Below are 19876 nucleotides of genomic sequence, written 5' to 3'. Positions count from 1 at the left end.
TAGATAGAATAAAAGACGTTCATAAAATAAAAAGCCCAAATTCATTATGAATTTGGGCTTTTTAGATTTGTAATTATTTTTATTGTTTAGGGTATTTTTCGGCAATTTTATCCAAAGATAAATTATGTATACTTCCAACATGAGTGTGTTGTTTCCCTAAATCTGGTTTGTAAGTGCCTGCTTGTACTTGTCCTCCAATTTTTTGATATGCTTCTCTAAAAGACATGCCTTCTACCACTAAATTATTAATGCTATCAACCGTAAATAAATATTGATATTTTTCATCATCTAAATCGATATCTTTTACAATTACTTGCTGAATAGAGTAATTAAAGATGTCTAAAATATCTTTAACATCTTCAAAAGCATTGATGATGTTTTCTTTTAATAATTGATAATCTCTGTGATAACCCGTTGGTAAATTGTTGGTAATTAAAATCATTTCTGTTTGTAATGCCTGAATTTTATTACATTTTCCACGAATCAATTCAAACACATCTGGGTTTTTCTTGTGTGGCATAATGCTACTTCCTGTAGTTAATTCATCAGGAAAAGATATAAAACTAAAATTCTGACTCATATACAAACAAACATCCATTGCAAAGCGAGACATAGTGTTACACAAACCACCTAAAGCAGAAGCTATAGAACGTTCGCTTTTTCCTCTACTTAATTGTGCTGCCACAACATTGTATTTTAAGGTTGCAAATTCTAATTCTTTTGTAGTTAGTTCTCTGTCTATAGGGAAAGAACTTCCGTAACCTGCAGCAGAACCTAAAGGATTTTGATCTACAACTTTAGAAACAGCATTTAGCATATACACATCATCAATTAACAATTCTGCATAAGCAGAAAACCATAACCCAAAAGATGATGGCATTGCCACTTGTAAATGTGTATAACCAGGTAATAAGCTTTCTTTGTGTGTTTCTGCAAGGTTTAAAAGTGTATCAAAAAGTGTTTTAGTTTTATCATTTATAATTGATAAATTCTCTTTATAATATAATTGTAAAGCAACTAAAACTTGATCGTTTCTAGAACGTGCAGTATGAATTTTCTTACCGACTTCTCCTAATTTATTGGTTAATTCCCATTCAATCTTAGAGTGTACATCTTCAAAAGAAGCTTCAATGATAAAAGTGCCGTTTTCAATATCAGCTGCTAATTCTTCTAATCCTCTCTTTAAATCTTTTAGTTCATCCGCAGTAATAATACCAATTGATTCTAGCATTATGGCATGAGCTAAAGAAGCCTGAACATCATATTTGGCAATATGCATGTCAATTTCTCTATCATTACCTACCGTAAATTTTTCTATTTGTTGATCTATTGAAAATCCTTTATCCCACAACTTCATAATTTCTATATTTTGTTGTCATTGCGAGGAACGAAGCAATCTCATTATTAATAAAGAGATAACTTAATTATGACTCGTTTTGACTTTTATTTAATTTTTTTTTGTCATTCCTAGCTAGGCAGGAATCTATTTTTAGTTCTTATTGCTCTATGGATTCCTGCCTTCGCAGGAATGACAGAATTGTTTAAACTATTACACGATTTAACAATTCTACATATATTTTAATTCCTTCTTCAATTTCAGACAAATATATAAATTCATCGGCAGAATGAGAACGTGTACTGTCTCCAGGGCCTAATTTTAAAGATTGGCAACTTAAAACAGATTGATCAGATAAAGTAGGAGAACCATAAGTTGCTCTTCCCATGGCAATACCTGCTTTTACTAGATCGTGATTGGTAGAAATAGAAGAGGAGTTTAAGCGTAAACTTCTAGGTGTAATTTTTGTACAAGGCGATTTTTCTTGTAAAATATCAGCAATTTCTTTATTAGAATATGCATCGTTTACACGAACATCAACAACTAAATCTACATGAGCAGGAACAACATTGTGTTGTTTTCCTGCATTAATTTGAGTAACCGTCATTTTTACATCGCCTAAAGCAACAGAAGGTTTGTCGAATTTAAAATCTTTAAACCATTGTAATACTTCTATGGTATTATAAATAGCATTGTTGTTATTTGGGTGCGCAGCATGACTTGGAGTTCCTTCTACAACGGCATCAAAAACTACTAATCCTTTTTCTGCAACTGCTAAATTCATTAATGTAGGTTCGCCAACAATGGCTACATCAATATCCGGAATGATGGCTAACATACTATTTAATCCATCTGGTCCGCTGTTTTCTTCTTCTGCAGAAGCTACAATAACCAAGTTGTATTTTAAGTTTTCTTGTGCGTAAAAATTAGTAAAAGTTGCTATTAAGGAAACCAAACATCCACCGGCATCATTAGAACCTAAACCGTATAATTTTCCGTCTTCTACAATCGCTTTTAAAGGATCTTTTGTATACGCAGAGTTTGGGTGAACTGTATCATGATGAGAGTTTAGCAATAAGGTTGGTTTGCTTTCATCAAAATGTTTGTTGGTTGCCCAAATATTATTTTTTGTTCTTTTAAACGGAATTTCATTTTCTATAAACCATCCTTCTATAAGTTTGGCTGTATTGTGCTCTTCTGTAGAAAAAGATTGGGTTTCAATCAAATTCTTTAAAAGTGAAATTGCGTTTTCTGTTAATTTTTCGATCCTCATTTTATAATGTAATGGTTGTAAAATTATCGTTTTCTTTTGTCAACATAGATGTGTTTCCTATATGTACTCTTGCTACTCCGTTGTTTAAAGCATCAAAGCAATTGTCTATTTTAGGAATCATTCCGTCAGTAATAATTTCATCTTTTAACAACTCTTTATAGGTGTTTGTGTTGATGTATTTAACTACCGAATTTTTATCATTAAAATCTTTTAAAACACCATTCAATTCAAAACAATAATAAATGGATGTTTCGTAGATTTTACTCATTCCTACTGCAATGGTACTTGCAATAGTATCTGCATTGGTGTTTAGTAGCTGACCGTTACCATCGTGCGTAATAGCGCAAAATACTGGTGTAAAATTGGCTTTTATTAATTTATCAATAGCATTAGAAGCTACTTTTTTTACATCACCCACAAAACCAAAATCTACTTCTTTTACAGGTCTTTTTTCTGATTGTATGCTGTTAATATCTGCACCTGTTAAACCAATGGCATCTATTTGTAATGCCTGTAATTTAGCAACTATATTTTTGTTAACCAAACCACCATAAACCATGGTAATTACTTCTAAAGTTTCTGCATTAGTAATACGTCTACCATTTACCATTTTAGACTCGATGCCTAATTTAGAAGCAACATGAGTAGCGCGTTTTCCGCCTCCATGAACTAAAATTTTGTTCCCTTCTAAATTAGAAAATAATTTTAGAAAAGCATGTAAAGAAGTTTCATCTTCTATAATGTTTCCTCCAATTTTTATGATTGATAGTTTTTCCATTTTTTGTTTTTCTGTCATTGCGAGGAAGAATTACGAAGCAATTTCTTAATTAGGTAGATTACTTCTTACCTCGCAATGACGTTAGTTATTTTCTAATATCTTTTTTAATACCAATTGAGCTGCATAAGTTCTATTATTTGCTTGCTCAATAACTAAAGAGTTGTCAGAATCTAAAACGGCATCTTCTACCACAACATTTCTTCTAACCGGCAAGCAGTGCATAAACTTAGCATCACCAATTTTGTCTTTGGTAATCATCCAATCTAAATCTGTTTTTAATACTTTTCCGTAATCCTCATAAGAGCTCCAGTTTTTAGTATATACAAAATCGGCATCTTTTAAAGCTTCTTCTTGATTGTGATAAATAGGTGTGTCTTTTGTAATTTCTGGATTCAAATTATATCCTTCTGGATTTGCAATTACAAATTCAACATCCATTTTTTGCATAGCTTGTACAAAACTATTTCCAACCGCATGTGGTAAAGCTTTTACATGTGGCGCCCAACTTAAAACCACTTTTGGTTTCTTTTTGGTTGTATTTTCAGAAATAGTAATAGCATCTGTTAACCCTTGTAATGGGTGACCTGTTGCACTCTCCATGCTTACAACGGGTACAGAAGCAAATTGAACAAATGAATTTAAAATCTGTTCTGATTCGTCTAGTTCTTTATCCGTTAAGGTAGGAAAAGCTCTAACAGCAATAATATCGCAATATTGAGATACTACAGCGGCAGCTTCTTTAATATGTTCTGCTGTGTTTCCGTTCATTACAGTTCCATCTCCAAATTCAATTCCCCAAGCATCACCAGAAACATTCATCACAATAGGATCCATGCCTAAATTCAATGCTGCTTTTTGGGTACTTAAACGCGTACGTAAGCTCGAATTAAAGAATAACAATCCTAATGTTTTGTTTTTTCCTAAGTGATTATTACTTAGAGGTTTTCTTTTTATTTCTTTCGCTTCTAGAATCCAATTGTCAATATGTTCTATGTCGCTTATAGAGATGTAATTTTTCATTTTTATTGTTTAATCGTTTAAATCGTTAAATTATTTAAAAGTACTTAGACTACTAAATAATTACACTTTTAAAGAGTTACACTTTTTATTTTATTTTTGTAAACGCAACCTTATTATCAAAAGCATTGGTTATAAAATTGTCTTCTAAACCATTTACAATCCAAGTTTCTATGTTTGCGTTTTTTGCAAGTTCTGCAGCTTCAATTTTAGAAGCCATTCCACCACTTCCGTGGGATGATTTAGAATTTACAACTTCATCCTTTAAATGGTCAAAATCTTCAACCACCAAAATAGTTTCTGGCGCGTTGTTTTTAAAAGACTCTTTGGTGTAAATTCCGTTGGTGTTTGTGGCAATAATTAGCAAATCTACATTTAATAAAGTAGCCGTTAAAGCGGCTAGTTTATCATTATCACCAAACTGAATTTCATCGGTTGCAACCGTATCATTTTCGTTAATAATTGGAATGTAATTATTGTTTACCAACACATTAATTGTGTTTACAATATTGGTTTTACTTTGTTGCTTTTCAAAATCTGAATAGGAGAGAAGGCATTGAGAACTCAACAAACCGTATTCTCTAAAAATTTCTTGATAGATTCTAATTAAATGTGGCTGACCAATAGAAGCCAAAGCCTGTTTTACAAAAACTTCTTCGTGTTTGCTTTCTAATTTTACAAACTGTTTTGCAACAGCAATAGCGCCAGAACTCACAATAATAAACTCGCAAGTATCTTGTAGTTTTGCAATTTGGTTTGCAATATCTTCAATTTTACCTCTAGAAATATTATCTGTTTCTTTAGTAAGTGTGTTAGAACCTATTTTTAGTAAAATTCGTTTCTTTTTTTGCATTGTGTTTATTTTTTCAACTGCTTACTGTAAACTGTGACTGTAGTTTTGACTGCCAACTGCGACTGAAAAACTGCCAACTAATTTTTTTAACTTCTCACTTGTCCGTTTCCATGAACGTACCATTTGTTGGTAACCAAGTGTTGTAAACCAATTGGCCCACGTTGGTGTAATTTGTCTGTACTAATCGCTAATTCGCCACCCAAACCTAATTGACCACCATCTGTAAAACGAGTAGAAGCATTATGATAAACCACTGCAGTATCTACGTTTTCCATAAATACTTTAGCAACTTTAATTTCTTTTGTAATAATGGCAGCAGAATGTCCGCCAGCATATTTGTTAATCATGGCAATAGCGTCAGCATTAGAAGCTATTTCACCAATAACAATTTTATAATCTAAAAACTCTTCGTACCAAACTTCATTTGATGAAATCTCTTCTAATTTATGGTTTTTAGCAACAGTTGCATCCCCTAAAACCTGAATTTTAGCAGCATTTAATTTAGCAATTAGTTTATTGATAAACGCTTCTTTATTTGGTAAGTTTTTATCAATTAATACTTTATCAACTGCATTACAAGCAGATATTTTAGATTTTCCGTTGATAATTACATCAACAGCAATATCTAAATCGGCTTCTTTTTCTACATACACAAAGTTGTTTCCTCGTCCGCTAATAATAACGGGGCAAGTAGCATGTTCTTTCACAAAAGCAATCAAACGTTCTCCACCTCTTGGTACAATTAAATCTACTTTCTGAGTTGGTTTTTCTAAAAATGCTTGTGTTTCTGTTCTGTTAAATTGTAAATATTCTACCCAATCTGTAGAAGCATTGTGCATTTTTAAAGCCTGGTGCCATAATTCTACAATTTTTAAATTAGATTGTAAAGATTCTTTACCACCTTTTAATAATATTTTATTTCCAGATTTAAATGCAATACCGGCTGCTTCTACAGTAACATCTGGTCTCGATTCATAAATAATAAGAATCGTACCAAAAGAAGCTGTTTTGTTATACACTTGCATTCCGTTATCATGCTTAAAGCTAAAACGCTCTACACCTACAGGGTCATCTTGCGAAGCTAAATGTTTAGCAGCAGCAATCATTTCATCAACCTTCTTATCATCTGCTTTTAAACGATCAAACATAGAAATGTCATCACCTTTATACGCTTCTAAATCTTTTTTGTTGATGCTAATAATAGCTTTTCTTTCTTTTTCAAGAAGTTCTGCCATTGTAAGTAGTACGGCGTTTCTAGTTTCTATGGATAATAACGTGTTCATATTCTTTTAGTATTCAGTTTACAGTTCTCAGTATCAATTCTAAAAAATCTTATCGAATTCTGTGTTTATAATTATTTACTCTTCCAAGGCTTCAACCAAAGCTTCAAAAAACTGATTGATGTGCCCTTTATTGATAGTTAATGGAGGTAAAATTCTTAACAAATTTTTATTCATGGCGCCACCAGTAAATATCTGATAATCGTAAATTAATTTCTTGCGTAATTCTCCAACTTCAAAGTCGAACTCTAAACCAAGCATTAATCCTTTTCCTTTAATATTTTTTATCTGCGGAATTGTCTTTGCAATTTTTAAGAAATAGCAAGACATTTCATTTACGTTGTCTATTAAGTTTTCTTCTTCAATAACATTTAAAACAGCTAAACCTGCAGCACAAGCCAAGTGATTTCCTCCAAAAGTAGTTCCTAACATTCCAAATTTAGATTCGATGCTTGGGTGAATTAAAATTCCTCCAATAGGAAAACCATTTCCCATTCCTTTAGCAATAGAAATAACATCTGGAGTTACATTATAATGCTGAAAAGCAAAAAACTTACCAGATCTACCGTAACCAGACTGTACTTCATCCGCAATAAAAAAAGTATTATTTGCTTTACAAAGTACATCTACTTGTTCAAAAAATTCTGCAGTTGCTTGGTCTAAACCACCAACTCCTTGTATAAACTCTACAATAACGGCACAAACATCTCCTTTTTCTAGTTCTGTTTTTACGCTATCAATATCATTTAAATCTAAAATAGTAACTTTTTGTTGTGCGTTAATTGGTGCAATAATATTTTTATTATCAGTTGCAGCAACCGCAGCAGAAGTTCTACCATGAAAACCATTTCTAAAAGCAATAACTCTAGATTTATTGGTTTTAAAAGAAGCTAATTTTAAAGCATTTTCATTAGCCTCTGCACCAGAATTACATAAAAATAATTCGTAGTCTTTACAACCAGAAAGTGCTTCTAATTTATTAGCTAATTGAACTTGTAAAGGATTCTGAATTGCATTCGAATAAAAACCTAATTTAGAAACCTGCTTAGAAACAGCTTCTACATATTTAGGATGCGAATGACCAATAGAAATTACGGCATGACCTCCGTACAAGTCTAAATATTCTGTTTTATTATCATCATAAACATAAACTCCTTTTGCTTTTACTGGAGTTACATTATATAAAGGGTAAACGTTAAATAATGGCATGATTTTAGTTTTTTATTTGGTTGATTTTCTCAAAAGATTTATTGATTCCTGTAATTAAAGACGAGCTTAAACCTTGGTGCTCCATTTCGTTTAAACCCTCAATTGTACAACCACCAGGAGTGGTTACTCTGTCTATTTCTGCTTCTGGGTGTCTGCCAGATTCTTTTAATAAAGTAGCTGCTCCAAAACAAGTTTGCATTGCTAATTCATGTGCCACATCGGCTTCAAAACCTAATTGAATAGCACCTTGTGTTGTTGCACGGATTAAGCGCATCCAAAAAGCAATACCACTTGCACAAATAACCGTAGCTGCTTGTAATTGTTCTTCCGGAATTACCATAGAAAGCCCTAAACTATTAAAAATAGTTTTTGCCAATTCCACTTTTTCTTTTCCTTTTGTATTCGGAGAAAGACAGGTCATAGATTGCCCAACAGAAGCAGCTGTGTTTGGCATAGAACGAATAATATATTTGTCGGCTCCAACAATTGCTTCAATTTTATCTAGAGAAAATCCTGTAATTACAGAAATTAAAACATGATTTTCTTTTAACAACGGTTTTACAGTGTTTAAGATATTTTCTAAATGGCGTGGTTGTACCGCAAAAATTAAAATATCAGAATTTTTAATAGCTTCTTCGTTGTTAGAAGTTAAAATAACTTCGTTATGGTCATCAAAACCTTTAATAGAGTGGGTGTTTCTTTTTGTTAAATACAAAGAACTCACCACCTTATTTTTTAATAAACCCTTGGCTATAGATTGTCCTAAACTTCCTGCTCCAATAATTGCTACTTTCATAATAAAATATATTTCAAAGTTAAAAACCTTGTTCTTTAATTTGTCTTTCCTGTAAAATCAGGAATCTATTTTGGGCGTTCCCTAAAGGTCGCGCTTTATACTATATCTTTTTTATCGTACCTCTAAAAAAGGATGCCGTTTCAATCGCTAACGCGGGCTAGTAAATAATTAACAACCTATTTCTTACTATTCTAATTACAAGGCACTCTTTTGTCAAATAAATTCTTGGCTATCGCTCTGCGATTAAAAATAATTCGCTTTTAAATTTAAACCTAACGATTCTTCAAAACCATACATTAGATTAAGATTCTGAATTGCTGCTCCAGAAGCTCCTTTTAAAAGGTTATCTATAGTACTTGTAATTAGTAATTTATTACCGTGTTTTTCTAAACCAATAATACACTTGTTTGTGTTTACAACCTGTTTCATGTGAACATCGGTATCAGAAACAAATGTAAAAGCAGCATCTTTATAATACTCTTTGTACATTTTAGTAGCTTCTTCTATAGAACCTTCAAACTTTGTGTAAGTGGTTGCAAAAATTCCTCTAGAAAAATTACCTCTATTTGGCATAAAGTTAATTTCCGAATTAAAATCACTTTGTAAACGCTTTACAGACTGATTAATTTCTCCTAAATGCTGATGATTAAATGCTTTGTAATGAGAAAAATTATTATCTCTATAAGTAAAATGTGTTGTTGCAGAAAGCGAAGTTCCTGCACCAGTTGCACCAGTTACTGCATTAATATGAATGTCATTTTGTAACAACCCATTTGCAGCCAAAGGCAAAATTGCCAATTGTAAAGCAGTAGCAAAACAACCAGGGTTTGCAATGTATTTTGCTGTTTTTATACTTTCTTTGTCTAGTTCTGGTAAACCGTAGACAAATTCTTTTCCTTCAAAGTTTTTATCAGCAAGTAATCTAAAATCATTACTTAAATCAATAATTTTTGTCTTGTCAGAAAAAGTAGTTTTCTCTAAAAAAGCAGTTGAATTTCCATGTCCTAAACATAAAAATAAAACATCAACATCTGTATTTATCTTGCTTGTAAAATCTATTTCTGTATCACCAATTAAATCTTGATGTACTTTGTACAATTTATTGCCAGCATTAGAAGTACTGTACACAAAATTGATATTTGTTTCTGGGTGATTCAATAATAATCTGATTAATTCACCAGCTGTATAACCTGCGCCACCTATAATTCCTACTTCTAATTTTTTCATTTCTTAAAAATGTTTAACCGTGTAATTGTTTAATCGTGTAATTGTTTGGTTGCTTAATAAACAGTTAAACAATTACACCTATTTTCAACACTATTGATTTACTTGTCTATATATTTTATTCTGATTTCCTAAGATTTTAATAAATCCTTTTGCATCATCAGCTGTCCAAGCTTTATTTTCTTCACCATACGTACTAAATGCACTAGACATTAAATCGTGATCAGAAATAATTCCGTCTAAAGAAAAATGATAAGGTTTTAAAGAAACCACTACATTACCAGAAACCATTTTTTGAGAACTTTGTAAAAAAGCTTCGGTATCTCTCATTACAGGATCTAAATATTGACCTTCATGTAAATGCATTCCGTAGAAACTAGATAAATACTCTTTGTGTTGTAATTGCCATTTTGTTAAGGTATGTTTCTCTAACAAGTGGTGTGCTTTTACGGTGATTAAAGCAGCAGCAGCTTCGAAACCAACTCTACCTTTTGTACCCACAATAGTATCTCCAACATGAATATCTCTACCAATTGCAAATTTTGATGCAATATTATTTAGGTTTTCAATATTTACTTCTGGTTTGTTTTCTTGTCCGTTTAAGGCAATAAATTCACCATTTTTAAAAGTCAAGGTAACCTTTTCTTCACCTTCTTTTTCTAACTGAGAAGGGTATGCTTCACTAGGTAAAGGAAGTTCAGATTTTAATGTTTCAACTCCACCAACACTCGTTCCCCACAGCCCTTTGTTTACCGAATATTTAGATTTTTCCCAAGGCATATCAATACCTTCAGACTTTAAATAATCTATTTCTTCTTGTCTTGTTAATTTTTGGTCTCTAATAGGAGTAATAATTTTAATATTAGGAGCTAAGGTTTGAAAAATCATATCAAAACGTACTTGATCATTTCCTGCACCTGTACTTCCGTGTGCAATATATTCTGCACCAATACTTTTTGCATATTCAACAATTTCAATTGCCTGAATAATTCTTTCTGCACTTACCGAAAGCGGATAAGTAGCATTTTTTAGAACGTTACCAAAAATTAAATACTTTACTACTTTATTGTAAAAAGTAGCAACGGCATCAATATTTTTATAAGTAGTAACTCCCATTTTGTAGGCGTTACTTTCTATATGTTTAATTTCTTCTGTTGTAAATCCACCAGTGTTAACACTTACGGCATGCACATCATATTCTTTTGATAAACTAACGGCACAATAAGAAGTATCTAAACCACCACTATACGCAATAACTAATTTTTTCATTTTTTATCTTTTTTTAGAAACAAGTTCTGTTTAATATTTTTTAATTTTTGAAAAACGTTCTCTTTTACTTCTTTAGACGCTTCTTTATTATTGTTTTTTGGGTCAAACAACATCCCTGTACACAAACACATTTTTCTATCTGTTCTTGTTAAAACATCATAGTTTCTACACGTTTGGCAACCATCCCAAAAGCTTTGGTCGTCTGTAAGTTCAGAAAAAGTTACCGGTTTGTACCCTAAATCGCTATTTAGTTTCATTACTGCTAAACCAGTAGTAATACTAAAAACTTTTGCATCTGGAAACTTAGTTCTAGAATGCTTAAAGATTACTTGTTTAATAGATTTAGCAAGTCCTATATTTCTATAATCGGGATGTACAATTAAACCAGAGTTGGCAACAAATTTACCGTGTCCCCATTGCTCTATATAGCAAAACCCTGCAAATTTACCATTATCTAAGGCAATTACTGCATTACCGTTTTCCATTTTTGTGGCAACGTATTCTGGTTTTCTTTTTGCGATACCTGTTCCTCTAACCTGAGCAGCATCTTCTATTGTTTTGCAAATAATATCTGCGTAAACAGTATGTGATTTGTTAGCAATTACAATTTCCATTGCATTGTGTTTTTAATTTTATTAAAGTTGTTGTTTGTATTTGTTTGAATGCAGAATCGGACTCACCTAAATTCCATAATAGTCTAAACACCCAAAGGGCGAATAGAGAAACTACGTCGTACATTAATATTGTTATTGGTTAAAATAACGAAAAATTGAAAGTAAGTTTTGTAAGAAATGTTCACGATAAAAAAATAAATGGATAAATACTGTAATAAGTTGATTTGTTGCTAGTGTAGAATATTAGCGACGGCGGTTGCGCAAGCGCAAGCTGGGACTTATTGTAGTACATAAATTATTTTCTCTTGTAGTAATCATACGGCTAAAGTATATATTTTTTTAAAAGTATTATCAAAAATGCAGCGGTTTTTTGTGAGTTTTATTAAATTTAAACAAATTTGAAGTTTGCGTTAAAAATAAATCAACAGATACCTTAAATAATCTTTTTTTCATAATTTTTTTGTTAAAAATAGAAGTGTATTTTATAATTAAAACCTCATTTAATATAAAAACTACAATTCAGCCTTAAAAAGTTACAACTCGGTATTCTTTAATTTAAAAAACAAGACTTCTGCTGCATCTTTGTATCATAATTAACCATTAAAAACAATTTATTATGAAATTTATCTTCGCAATTTTAGCAACCGCAATGTTATTTATTACAAACAAAGTAACAGCTCAAAACAACACCATAACAGCAACTGTTGTAAATATTACTTCAGATACTGGTAAAGTAGCTTTTGCTTTGTATGACAAAACTAATTTTAGAATGAAGCCATTACAGTCTAATAATGTGATGATTAACAGCGGTAAAAGTACAGTAACTTTTAAAAATGTAGAACCTGGCGAATATGCCATTATTTGTTTTCATGATAAAAATGAGAATCATAAAATGGATTTTAAAACGAATGGAATGCCTTTAGAGGATTATGGAGCTTCTAATAATGTAATGAGTTTTGGTCCACCTAAATTTGACGATGCAAAATTTAGTGTTACTGATAAAAATGTATCTTTAGAAATTAAATTTTAGTATGTTTATTTTACTAAATTAACTCCCAAAAATGAAGAAATTAGACACAAATATCTATAATAAAATTAAACACGATTTTATAGTTTGTACAAAGCTTACTTTAATTATAGGAAGTATTTTTGTAGTTATAAATCAGCAATTTAACTTAAAGGGAGTTGGTTTCACTTTTTTAATTTCGGGAATGTATTCTTTTACCTTAGGATTAGGAAATGGAATTATTAATGAATATTTAAATACAAAATGGGATTGGGTTAAAGAAACCAATAAAAGGGTTTGGTCCGGAATAATTGCTACCGTTATATATACTGTTATTGCTGTTTTAATAATTCACTACATTCAATATATACTTCTTTTTGGGAATTCGGTTGAAAATTTTTTTAAAGGATATTTAGTTTGGGTACATTTATTTGCTATTATATTTTCATTAGGTGTAGCTGCTTTTTTACATGCCAAAGGCTTTATGGTCAATTGGAAATCTGCCATGACGCAAGAAAGCACACAGCAACAGATTGTAGCAAAAACAGAAACGGCAAAGTTTGAGTCTTTAAAAAATCAATTAGATCCACATTTTTTATTCAATAGTTTAAATGTGTTAACCAGTTTGATTGGCGAAAATCCTGCGCAAGCAGAAAAATTTACCACAAAATTATCTAAAGTATATAGATATGTTTTAGAACAAAGAAATAAAGATTTAGTACCCATTGATGAAGAATTGAAATTTGCAAAAACATATATGCAACTCTTAGAGATGCGTTTTGAAGATGCTGTGAAATTTAATATTCCAGATACTATAAGTACTAATGAGTTAAAAATTGTGCCACTTTCTTTACAACTATTGTTAGAAAATGCAGTAAAACACAATGTGGTTTCTTCTTCTAAGCCTTTAACAGTATCAATTTACGAAGAAGATGGTTATTTAATTATAGAAAACAACGTAAATCCTAAAGAAGCAATAGGAAAAAGCACCAAAGTTGGGTTGCAAAATATTGCAGATCGATATGGATTGATCACTCAAAAAGGAGTGAAAATAGAAAACAACAACAAAACTTTTAAGGTGAGTTTACCTCTCTTATATAAAATGAACGATATTATGTACACAGACGATTTAGAAAATAGCAAATATGTAAAAGCAGTAGAAAGAGTAGAGAAATTAAAGGAATTTTATCAAAATTTAGTCTCTTACTGTATTGTAATTCCTTTTTTAATTTTTATCAATTTAAGATTTTCTCCAGGATTTCATTGGTTTTGGTTTCCAATTTTTGGATGGGGAATGGGATTAGCGTTTCACTTTTTAGAAGTAAACAATTACAATATTTTCTTAGGTAGTAATTGGGAAGAAAGAAAGATTAAAGAAATGATGAATAAAGAGAACCAACATAAAAACAGAAGGTAATGGAACATGAATTTACACAAGAGCAGAAATATATCTTAGCTAAGAAAAGAGTTGAAAAAATTAGTAAATTTTATAAGCACCTAGCAACGTATGTGGTTGTAAATGTTTTTTTAAGTGCAATTTTTATAGTTGGAGATGTAAATGACGGAGACACTTTTAACGAGGCGTTGTTTAATTATCATAATTATAAAATTTGGTTTTATTGGGGAATTGGGATTGTTTTTCAGGCTTTAAATACTTTTGGGTTGTCGTTGTTTCTAGACAAAGATTGGGAACAAAAGAAGATTGAAAAATATATGAACGAACAACATAAAAGAAGATAGAAATGGAATCTAATTTCACAAAAGAACAACGCTATTATAAAGCTCAAAAAAGGGTAAAAAAGATAAAAGGATTTTATACACATTTAAGTGTTTACTGTATTATAATTCCTGTAATCATTTTTACAAACTTAAAATTCGAACCTCATTTTCATTGGTTTTGGTTTTCTGTTTGTGGTTGGGGAACAGGACTTTTCTTTCACTGGTTATCCGTTTTTGGATTTAACTTATTGGGTTTAGGAAAAGATTGGGAAGAAAAGAAGATTCAAGAATTTATGAACGATAAAAATTAAGGTTATGCAACAAGATTTTACGCAAGAAGCGAGTTACATAAGAGCAAAAAAGAGAGTAAAAGCTATTAAGGGGTTTTACGTGCATTTAATAGTGTATGTGTTGGTAAACATTTTTATAAGCGGAGTTATTATTTTTGGCTTAACACAAAGTGGATACAATTTTATAGATACATTTTCTAATTTTGGAGTATATTCTACGTGGCTTTTCTGGGGAATCGGAATGTTTTTTCATTGGATGGGAGTTTTCGGGTTTCAATCTTTAGGTTTTGGTAAAGATTGGGAAGAAAAGAAAATAAAAGAATTGATGGAAAAGTAGGGTTTTACACAGAGATTAACGGAGAAAAAGCTGAGATTCACAGAGTTTTTTGCACAAATTAGAATAAAGGAACAGTTTTATATTTTTTTCTTTGCGCTCTTAGCGAAAACTCTTTGCGAACTTTGCGTTTAATTTTAATTTTTTTATTTTTCACAAACCACAAACCACAAACCTATAACACATGAACGTATTAATAATTGAAGATGAAAAACCGGCAGCAAGAAGGTTAAACCGAATGTTAGCAGCCTTAAATTTAGAAGTTCAGCAGATGTTACATTCTGTAGAAGAGTCTTTAAATTGGTTGCAAAACAATGAACATCCAGATTTAATATTTTTAGACATTCAGCTTTCTGATGGTTTATCTTTTGAGATTTTTGAAGAAATTGAAGTGAAATCTGCTATTATTTTTACGACTGCGTATGATGAATATGCTCTAAAAGCCTTTAAGCTAAATAGCATCGATTATTTATTAAAACCTTTAGATGAAGACGAACTAAAAGTTGCGGTAGATAAGTTTAAAGAACATCAACCAAAACAAACAGATGTTCAAGTAAACTTAGATGACATTCGTAAATTATTGGTCAATCCGGTAGATAGAAAATTCAAGAAAAGACTGACAATTAAAGTCGGACAGCATATAAAAATTATAAATATAGATGAGGTGGAGTGTTTTTATAGCGAAAATAAATCGACCTATATTCATACCAAAGAAAATAGAAATCACCTGTTAGATAATTCTTTAGAGTATTGGCAAGAACAATTAAACCCTGAACATTTTTTTAGAGTAAACCGTACTTTTATTATACACATAAATGCGATAAAAGACATTGTTGCTTTTTCTAATTCTCGTTTAAAATTGATTTTAGATTCGTATACCGAAACAGAAATTATTGTAAGTAGAGAACGTGTAAAAGATTTTAAAAATTGGATTGACTGAAACCGTTAATTTACTCTTAAAGGAAGCTCTAGGTTTGTAGTTAGATTTGTTTGCATGCGTATTTTCTTATAACTTCGCTAACCTCTGATAATTGGACTTTGAAACGATGTGATATCATCGTTAATATTAAACTCAATTAAAAAACAGCAACTAAATGGATAATAAGGAAGTAATAAAGAAGTTTTACACGTCATTTTCTAATGGAAATGTAACAGGAATGCTAGAATGTTATCATAAAGATATTGTCTTTAAAGATGCTGTATTTGGTAGGTTAGAAGGAGATAGAGCTTTTAAAATGTGGGAAATGCTACTTTCTCAGAAAAAACAAGATACTATTATTAACTTTAGTAATATAGAAGCAACTGCAGAAAGCGGAAAAGCAAATTGGGTTGCAGAATATCTTTATGGAGACAAGAAAAGAAAAGTGGTTAATAGAGTTTCTGCGGATTTTAAATTTAAGGATGGTAAAATTATACAACATTTTGACACTTTTGATTTATGGTCTTGGACAAAGCAAGCAATGGGACTTCCTGGTTATTTAATGGGATGGACCTCTTTTATGAGAAATAAAATTCAGCAAACTACCAACAACCGATTAGATATTTTTATAAAAAAATAAGAATACTTAATCAACTGCATAAAAAATAGCTTTATCAAAATTAAGTAATTATTAAGTTGTCGATTTATTGTATTAAAAAATTGAAAATTATAATAAAAACTTGTGCTATAAGTTAATGAATACCTTAAATTTGATTACCAATTAAACCCTTTATTATCTTAAATATTCTCACTTTTTTCAATTTTAAACCAGCAATTATAAAAACCTTTTTTTTTGTAATTTTAATAATGAATGCAACCAATTTTTATTCGCAATCATTCAAAGTAAATTTAGGGTTCTTATTAAAAGCACAAATACAACTCGGAAATCAAAACCAAGGAATAAAATTAGGTGCTTATGGCTTAGGGACAGCGCAATTTAATGACCTATCTATGGAAACAGGTGTTGCGTTGTATAGCGGTTATTTATTGAAAAAATATACGGTTAAAACTTCTGGTTTAAATTTTGGGTATGATTTTTTTACTTTATTAGGTATAGGAAACAATAACAATTTTTTAGGCTCTTCCTTTTTTGAGGATGGTCCTTTATTGGCTACAATAGAAAATAAGCAACGCTTTTACGGAATAGGATTTGGGTTTGAAAAGGAATTTTTACCAAAAGAATTAAGTACTTTTAATCAAAGGTTAGGTAAGTTTCTGTTGCGTTTTAGCGATGAAGGCAGTTCTATAAATATTCAGTTAAAGAACGATTTTAGAGCAGGAAAAATTTTTTATGGTGAAGGAACAGATTTTGGAAAAACAGGAATGCTAAAACTGAGCTACAGTAGGGTTGTTAATCCTAAAGAAATAGTTCATGTTGGTATGGCTGTTTCGTTGTTTACTCCATTGCAAGATTATAGCAAAACGCCAAATAATTTGATGAATTCAGATGATGAAAGTAAAAATGTTTGGTACACAAAAGCTCCTTATAAAAACCTTTTTTATGCCAATTTGTATGTTTTTGGCGGTTATCAAAATGATTCCTTTTCAGGATTTTTAAAAGCAGGGGTAAATTCACAGAAATTGGGTGCCTTTGTGCAAAACACATTGCATGATAGTTTTGGCTTAAACCCTCGTTTTCCTTGGAATGTAAGTGAAAAAGATAAGCTGTTTTTAGAATTTAATACTAGTATTAATACCCAAAATACAAATGAATAAGGTTTTAATATATATTGTATTCGTCGTTTTATTACAAAGTTGTAATACGTACAAACGCTCTTTCGGAACGACTTTTACAACCATAGAAACAGAAAATTATAAAACTTTATATCGTTTAGATCTAAGCAATCAGTTTTTAAAAGTTGCACCAGAAAAACTAAATAAACTTACAGAGTTAAGAATGCTAAATCTTGCAGGAAACATTTCGTTAAACTTAAAAGAAACTTTTAGTGAAATTCCGAATCCAGAAAAATTAGAAGTCCTTATTTTAGATAGTTTAGATTTAAAAAGTATACCAAAATCAATTGTACGATTTAAGAATTTAAAACATTTATCATTAAATAAGAATCCGAATATTAATTTGGAAGAAACGTTGGAATTATTAGGTTCTTTACCAATTGAATTCTTGAATTTACAACACAATAATTTAGAAAAGTTACCAATTAATATTACTGAAATCAAGACGATTTCTAGTCTTAATTTATCTTACAATCAACTAGGTACTTCAACTAAGTTTACAACTTTATCAAAATTGCCAAAATTGCGTTCTTTGTGGTTAACCGAGAATAATATCAAAAAATTATCCAATGAAATTGGAACAATAACATCTTTAAATAATTTGTATTTAGAGCATAATCATTTAGTCGGATTGCCTAAAACAATGGAAAACCTAAAAAAAATAAGGGTACTTCATGCAGGTTATAATAAGTTTAAGGAGTTGCCAAAAGAGCTTATTAAAATGCCTAGTTTAATGCTTTTACATATTAATAATTGCGAAATTTCTACTATTTCAGAAGTTTTTTCTACTGCCAAATATTCTTTAAATAGTATCATTTTAGACAATAATTCACTTTCAAATTCTGATAAAATAAAGTGGAGAAAAGTTTTTAAAGGCTTTTTTATTGCTTCTTTTTAGTCTTTAATTGTTTATTAAATAATCTATGAATAATTAAACTTCAATTAGTTTTTTGGCTAGACAATAATAAACCTAACTTCGCATCCTCATAAAAAAAAATACAATTGCTGGGTATTTGCAATTGAAAAACATACTACATGAATATTTACCAACAAATAGAAGCAGAAATTAAAGCTGCATCAAACATCGTTATTACAGCACACAAATCTGCAGATGGAGACTCTATAGGTTCTTCTTTAGGTTTGCTTTATTTTATAGAAAAGTTAGGAAAGAAAGCGGTTGTTTGTCACCCAGATAAAGCACCCGATTTTTTAGATTGGTTAGATACTTCGTTGATTCTTTTAATGGAAGAAAATCCGGAGGAAGTTACAACACAAATGCAAAAAGCAGATTTAATTTTCTGTTTAGATTACAATGCAACCAATAGAGTAGGGCCAGAAATGCAAGTTTTGTTAGAAGCAGCAACTTGTAAGAAAATAATGATAGATCATCATTTAAATCCAGAAGAATTTCCTACAATCACGGTTTCTGAAACTACAGCATCTTCAACATCACAATTAATTGTAGATTTAATAGAAGAGTCTGGTCATTTAGAGTTGTTAGATGAAAAAATAGGAACCCCTTTATATTTAGGAATTTTAACAGATACAGGTAGTTTTAGATTCAATTCTGTAAAACCAAGAACACACGAGGTTTTAGCTAAAATATTAGCAGCAGGCGTAGAACATCATTTAATTCACGAAAAATTAAGTGACAATAATACAGAAACTCGTTTGCGTTTACAAGGATATGCAATGAGTGAGAAATTAGAAATTTTATACGATTATAATGTGGCAATTATTTCTTTATCTAAAGAAGAATTGGCAAAATATCAGTATAAAAAAGGAGATACAGATAGTTTGGCAAACTTGGTTTTATCAATAAAAGGAATGAAAGCTGCTATTGTATTTACAGAAAGAGATGGAATAATGAAAATTTCTTTTCGATCTAAGGGTGCTGAAAACCCGGTAAATATGTTCGCAAAAGAGCATTTTAATGGAGGTGGACATGCAAATGCTGCTGGTGGTATGAGTGATTTAACTGTAGATGAAACTTTAGAAAAATTAAAAGGATTGATTCCTGAATATTTTAAGAAATAAGAATAATTTTCAAAGAAATTTATAATATTAGAAAGAGGTTTAACTATAAAGTTAATCCTCTTTTTTTATATGTATTTTTAACAAAACCTAAAAAACAAATCACATTTCTTCAACTTTGTTTATTTTTA

The 19876-nt window shown here is 30.6% G+C and carries 21 protein-coding genes; 10 read left to right on the top strand and 11 right to left on the bottom strand.

The window, feature by feature from the left end:
- Positions 1–79: 79 nt before the first annotated feature.
- The 11 genes from argH to WG951_RS04685 form a co-directional block, all read right to left on the bottom strand.
- Positions 80–1357, bottom strand: coding sequence for an argininosuccinate lyase (gene argH, locus WG951_RS04735; protein WP_105049045.1), 1278 nt, complete (start codon positions 1355–1357; stop codon positions 80–82).
- Positions 1358–1541: 184 nt separating this feature from the next.
- Positions 1542–2609 carry a M20 family metallo-hydrolase gene (locus tag WG951_RS04730; RefSeq protein ID WP_105049044.1) on the bottom strand — a complete coding sequence of 356 codons (1068 nt, stop codon included), beginning with the start codon at positions 2607–2609 and terminating at the stop codon, positions 1542–1544.
- A 1-nt stretch (position 2610) separates the two neighbouring features.
- Complete coding sequence (gene argB / locus WG951_RS04725; RefSeq protein WP_105049391.1) at positions 2611–3387, bottom strand: acetylglutamate kinase; 777 nt, start codon at positions 3385–3387, stop codon at positions 2611–2613.
- An 81-nt stretch (positions 3388–3468) separates the two neighbouring features.
- On the bottom strand, positions 3469–4407 hold the full coding sequence (locus WG951_RS04720) for an acetylornithine carbamoyltransferase (RefSeq protein WP_105049043.1): 939 nt from the start codon (positions 4405–4407) through the stop codon (positions 3469–3471).
- Between the two features lie 85 nt (positions 4408–4492).
- On the bottom strand, positions 4493–5257 hold the full coding sequence (gene proB / locus WG951_RS04715; protein WP_105049042.1) for a glutamate 5-kinase: 765 nt from the start codon (positions 5255–5257) through the stop codon (positions 4493–4495).
- Positions 5258–5343: 86 nt separating this feature from the next.
- Complete coding sequence (locus WG951_RS04710; protein ID WP_105049041.1) at positions 5344–6540, bottom strand: glutamate-5-semialdehyde dehydrogenase; 1197 nt, start codon at positions 6538–6540, stop codon at positions 5344–5346.
- A gap of 75 nt (positions 6541–6615) precedes the next feature.
- The gene (locus tag WG951_RS04705; protein WP_105049040.1) at positions 6616–7746 is read right to left on the bottom strand and encodes an aspartate aminotransferase family protein; all 1131 of its coding nucleotides are present in this window, start codon (positions 7744–7746) and stop codon (positions 6616–6618) included.
- A gap of 4 nt (positions 7747–7750) precedes the next feature.
- Positions 7751–8542, bottom strand: a complete 792-nt coding sequence (proC, locus tag WG951_RS04700; RefSeq protein ID WP_105049039.1) for a pyrroline-5-carboxylate reductase — start codon at positions 8540–8542, stop codon at positions 7751–7753.
- 243 nt (positions 8543–8785) lie between these two features.
- Entirely contained in the window at positions 8786–9769 is a 984-nt protein-coding gene (argC, locus tag WG951_RS04695; protein ID WP_105049038.1) for an N-acetyl-gamma-glutamyl-phosphate reductase, read from the bottom strand.
- 90 nt (positions 9770–9859) lie between these two features.
- Positions 9860–11035, bottom strand: a complete 1176-nt coding sequence (locus tag WG951_RS04690; protein WP_105049037.1) for an argininosuccinate synthase — start codon at positions 11033–11035, stop codon at positions 9860–9862.
- Positions 11032–11649 carry a GNAT family N-acetyltransferase gene (locus WG951_RS04685; RefSeq protein ID WP_105049036.1) on the bottom strand — a complete coding sequence of 206 codons (618 nt, stop codon included), beginning with the start codon at positions 11647–11649 and terminating at the stop codon, positions 11032–11034. Before WG951_RS04685 ends, WG951_RS04690 begins: the two co-directional genes overlap by 4 nt.
- A gap of 616 nt (positions 11650–12265) precedes the next feature.
- Between WG951_RS04685 and WG951_RS04680 the strand changes: the two genes are divergently transcribed.
- The 10 genes from WG951_RS04680 (at position 12266) to WG951_RS04635 (ending at position 19748) form a co-directional block, all read left to right on the top strand.
- Positions 12266–12679 carry a DUF2141 domain-containing protein gene (locus WG951_RS04680; protein WP_105049035.1) on the top strand — a complete coding sequence of 138 codons (414 nt, stop codon included), beginning with the start codon at positions 12266–12268 and terminating at the stop codon, positions 12677–12679.
- 31 nt (positions 12680–12710) lie between these two features.
- Positions 12711–14072 carry a 2TM domain-containing protein gene (locus WG951_RS04675; protein WP_105049034.1) on the top strand — a complete coding sequence of 454 codons (1362 nt, stop codon included), beginning with the start codon at positions 12711–12713 and terminating at the stop codon, positions 14070–14072.
- Complete coding sequence (locus WG951_RS04670; protein ID WP_105049033.1) at positions 14072–14395, top strand: 2TM domain-containing protein; 324 nt, start codon at positions 14072–14074, stop codon at positions 14393–14395. The genes WG951_RS04675 and WG951_RS04670 overlap by 1 nt, the downstream gene beginning before the upstream one ends.
- A gap of 2 nt (positions 14396–14397) precedes the next feature.
- On the top strand, positions 14398–14685 hold the full coding sequence (locus WG951_RS04665; protein WP_105049032.1) for a 2TM domain-containing protein: 288 nt from the start codon (positions 14398–14400) through the stop codon (positions 14683–14685).
- A 4-nt stretch (positions 14686–14689) separates the two neighbouring features.
- Positions 14690–15001 (top strand): 2TM domain-containing protein, encoded by a 312-nt coding sequence (locus tag WG951_RS04660; RefSeq protein WP_105049031.1) that lies wholly within the window; start codon positions 14690–14692, stop codon positions 14999–15001.
- 181 nt (positions 15002–15182) lie between these two features.
- On the top strand, positions 15183–15938 hold the full coding sequence (locus WG951_RS04655) for a LytR/AlgR family response regulator transcription factor (RefSeq protein ID WP_105049030.1): 756 nt from the start codon (positions 15183–15185) through the stop codon (positions 15936–15938).
- Between the two features lie 154 nt (positions 15939–16092).
- Positions 16093–16557, top strand: a complete 465-nt coding sequence (locus tag WG951_RS04650) for a nuclear transport factor 2 family protein (protein WP_105049029.1) — start codon at positions 16093–16095, stop codon at positions 16555–16557.
- A gap of 227 nt (positions 16558–16784) precedes the next feature.
- Positions 16785–17693 carry a hypothetical protein gene (locus WG951_RS04645; RefSeq protein WP_105049028.1) on the top strand — a complete coding sequence of 303 codons (909 nt, stop codon included), beginning with the start codon at positions 16785–16787 and terminating at the stop codon, positions 17691–17693.
- A complete protein-coding gene (locus tag WG951_RS04640) occupies positions 17686–18609 on the top strand; it encodes a leucine-rich repeat domain-containing protein (protein WP_105049027.1) in 924 nt (307 codons plus the stop codon). The genes WG951_RS04645 and WG951_RS04640 overlap by 8 nt, the downstream gene beginning before the upstream one ends.
- Positions 18610–18746: 137 nt before the next feature.
- Positions 18747–19748, top strand: a complete 1002-nt coding sequence (locus tag WG951_RS04635; RefSeq protein ID WP_105049026.1) for a DHH family phosphoesterase — start codon at positions 18747–18749, stop codon at positions 19746–19748.
- Positions 19749–19876: the final 128 nt, after the last annotated feature.

This window comes from Polaribacter butkevichii (genome assembly GCF_038024105.1).
GTDB lineage: Bacteria > Bacteroidota > Bacteroidia > Flavobacteriales > Flavobacteriaceae > Polaribacter > Polaribacter butkevichii.
The sequence above is the reverse complement of the archived record's forward strand: the minus strand, read 5'-3'. Positions and strand labels throughout refer to the sequence as shown.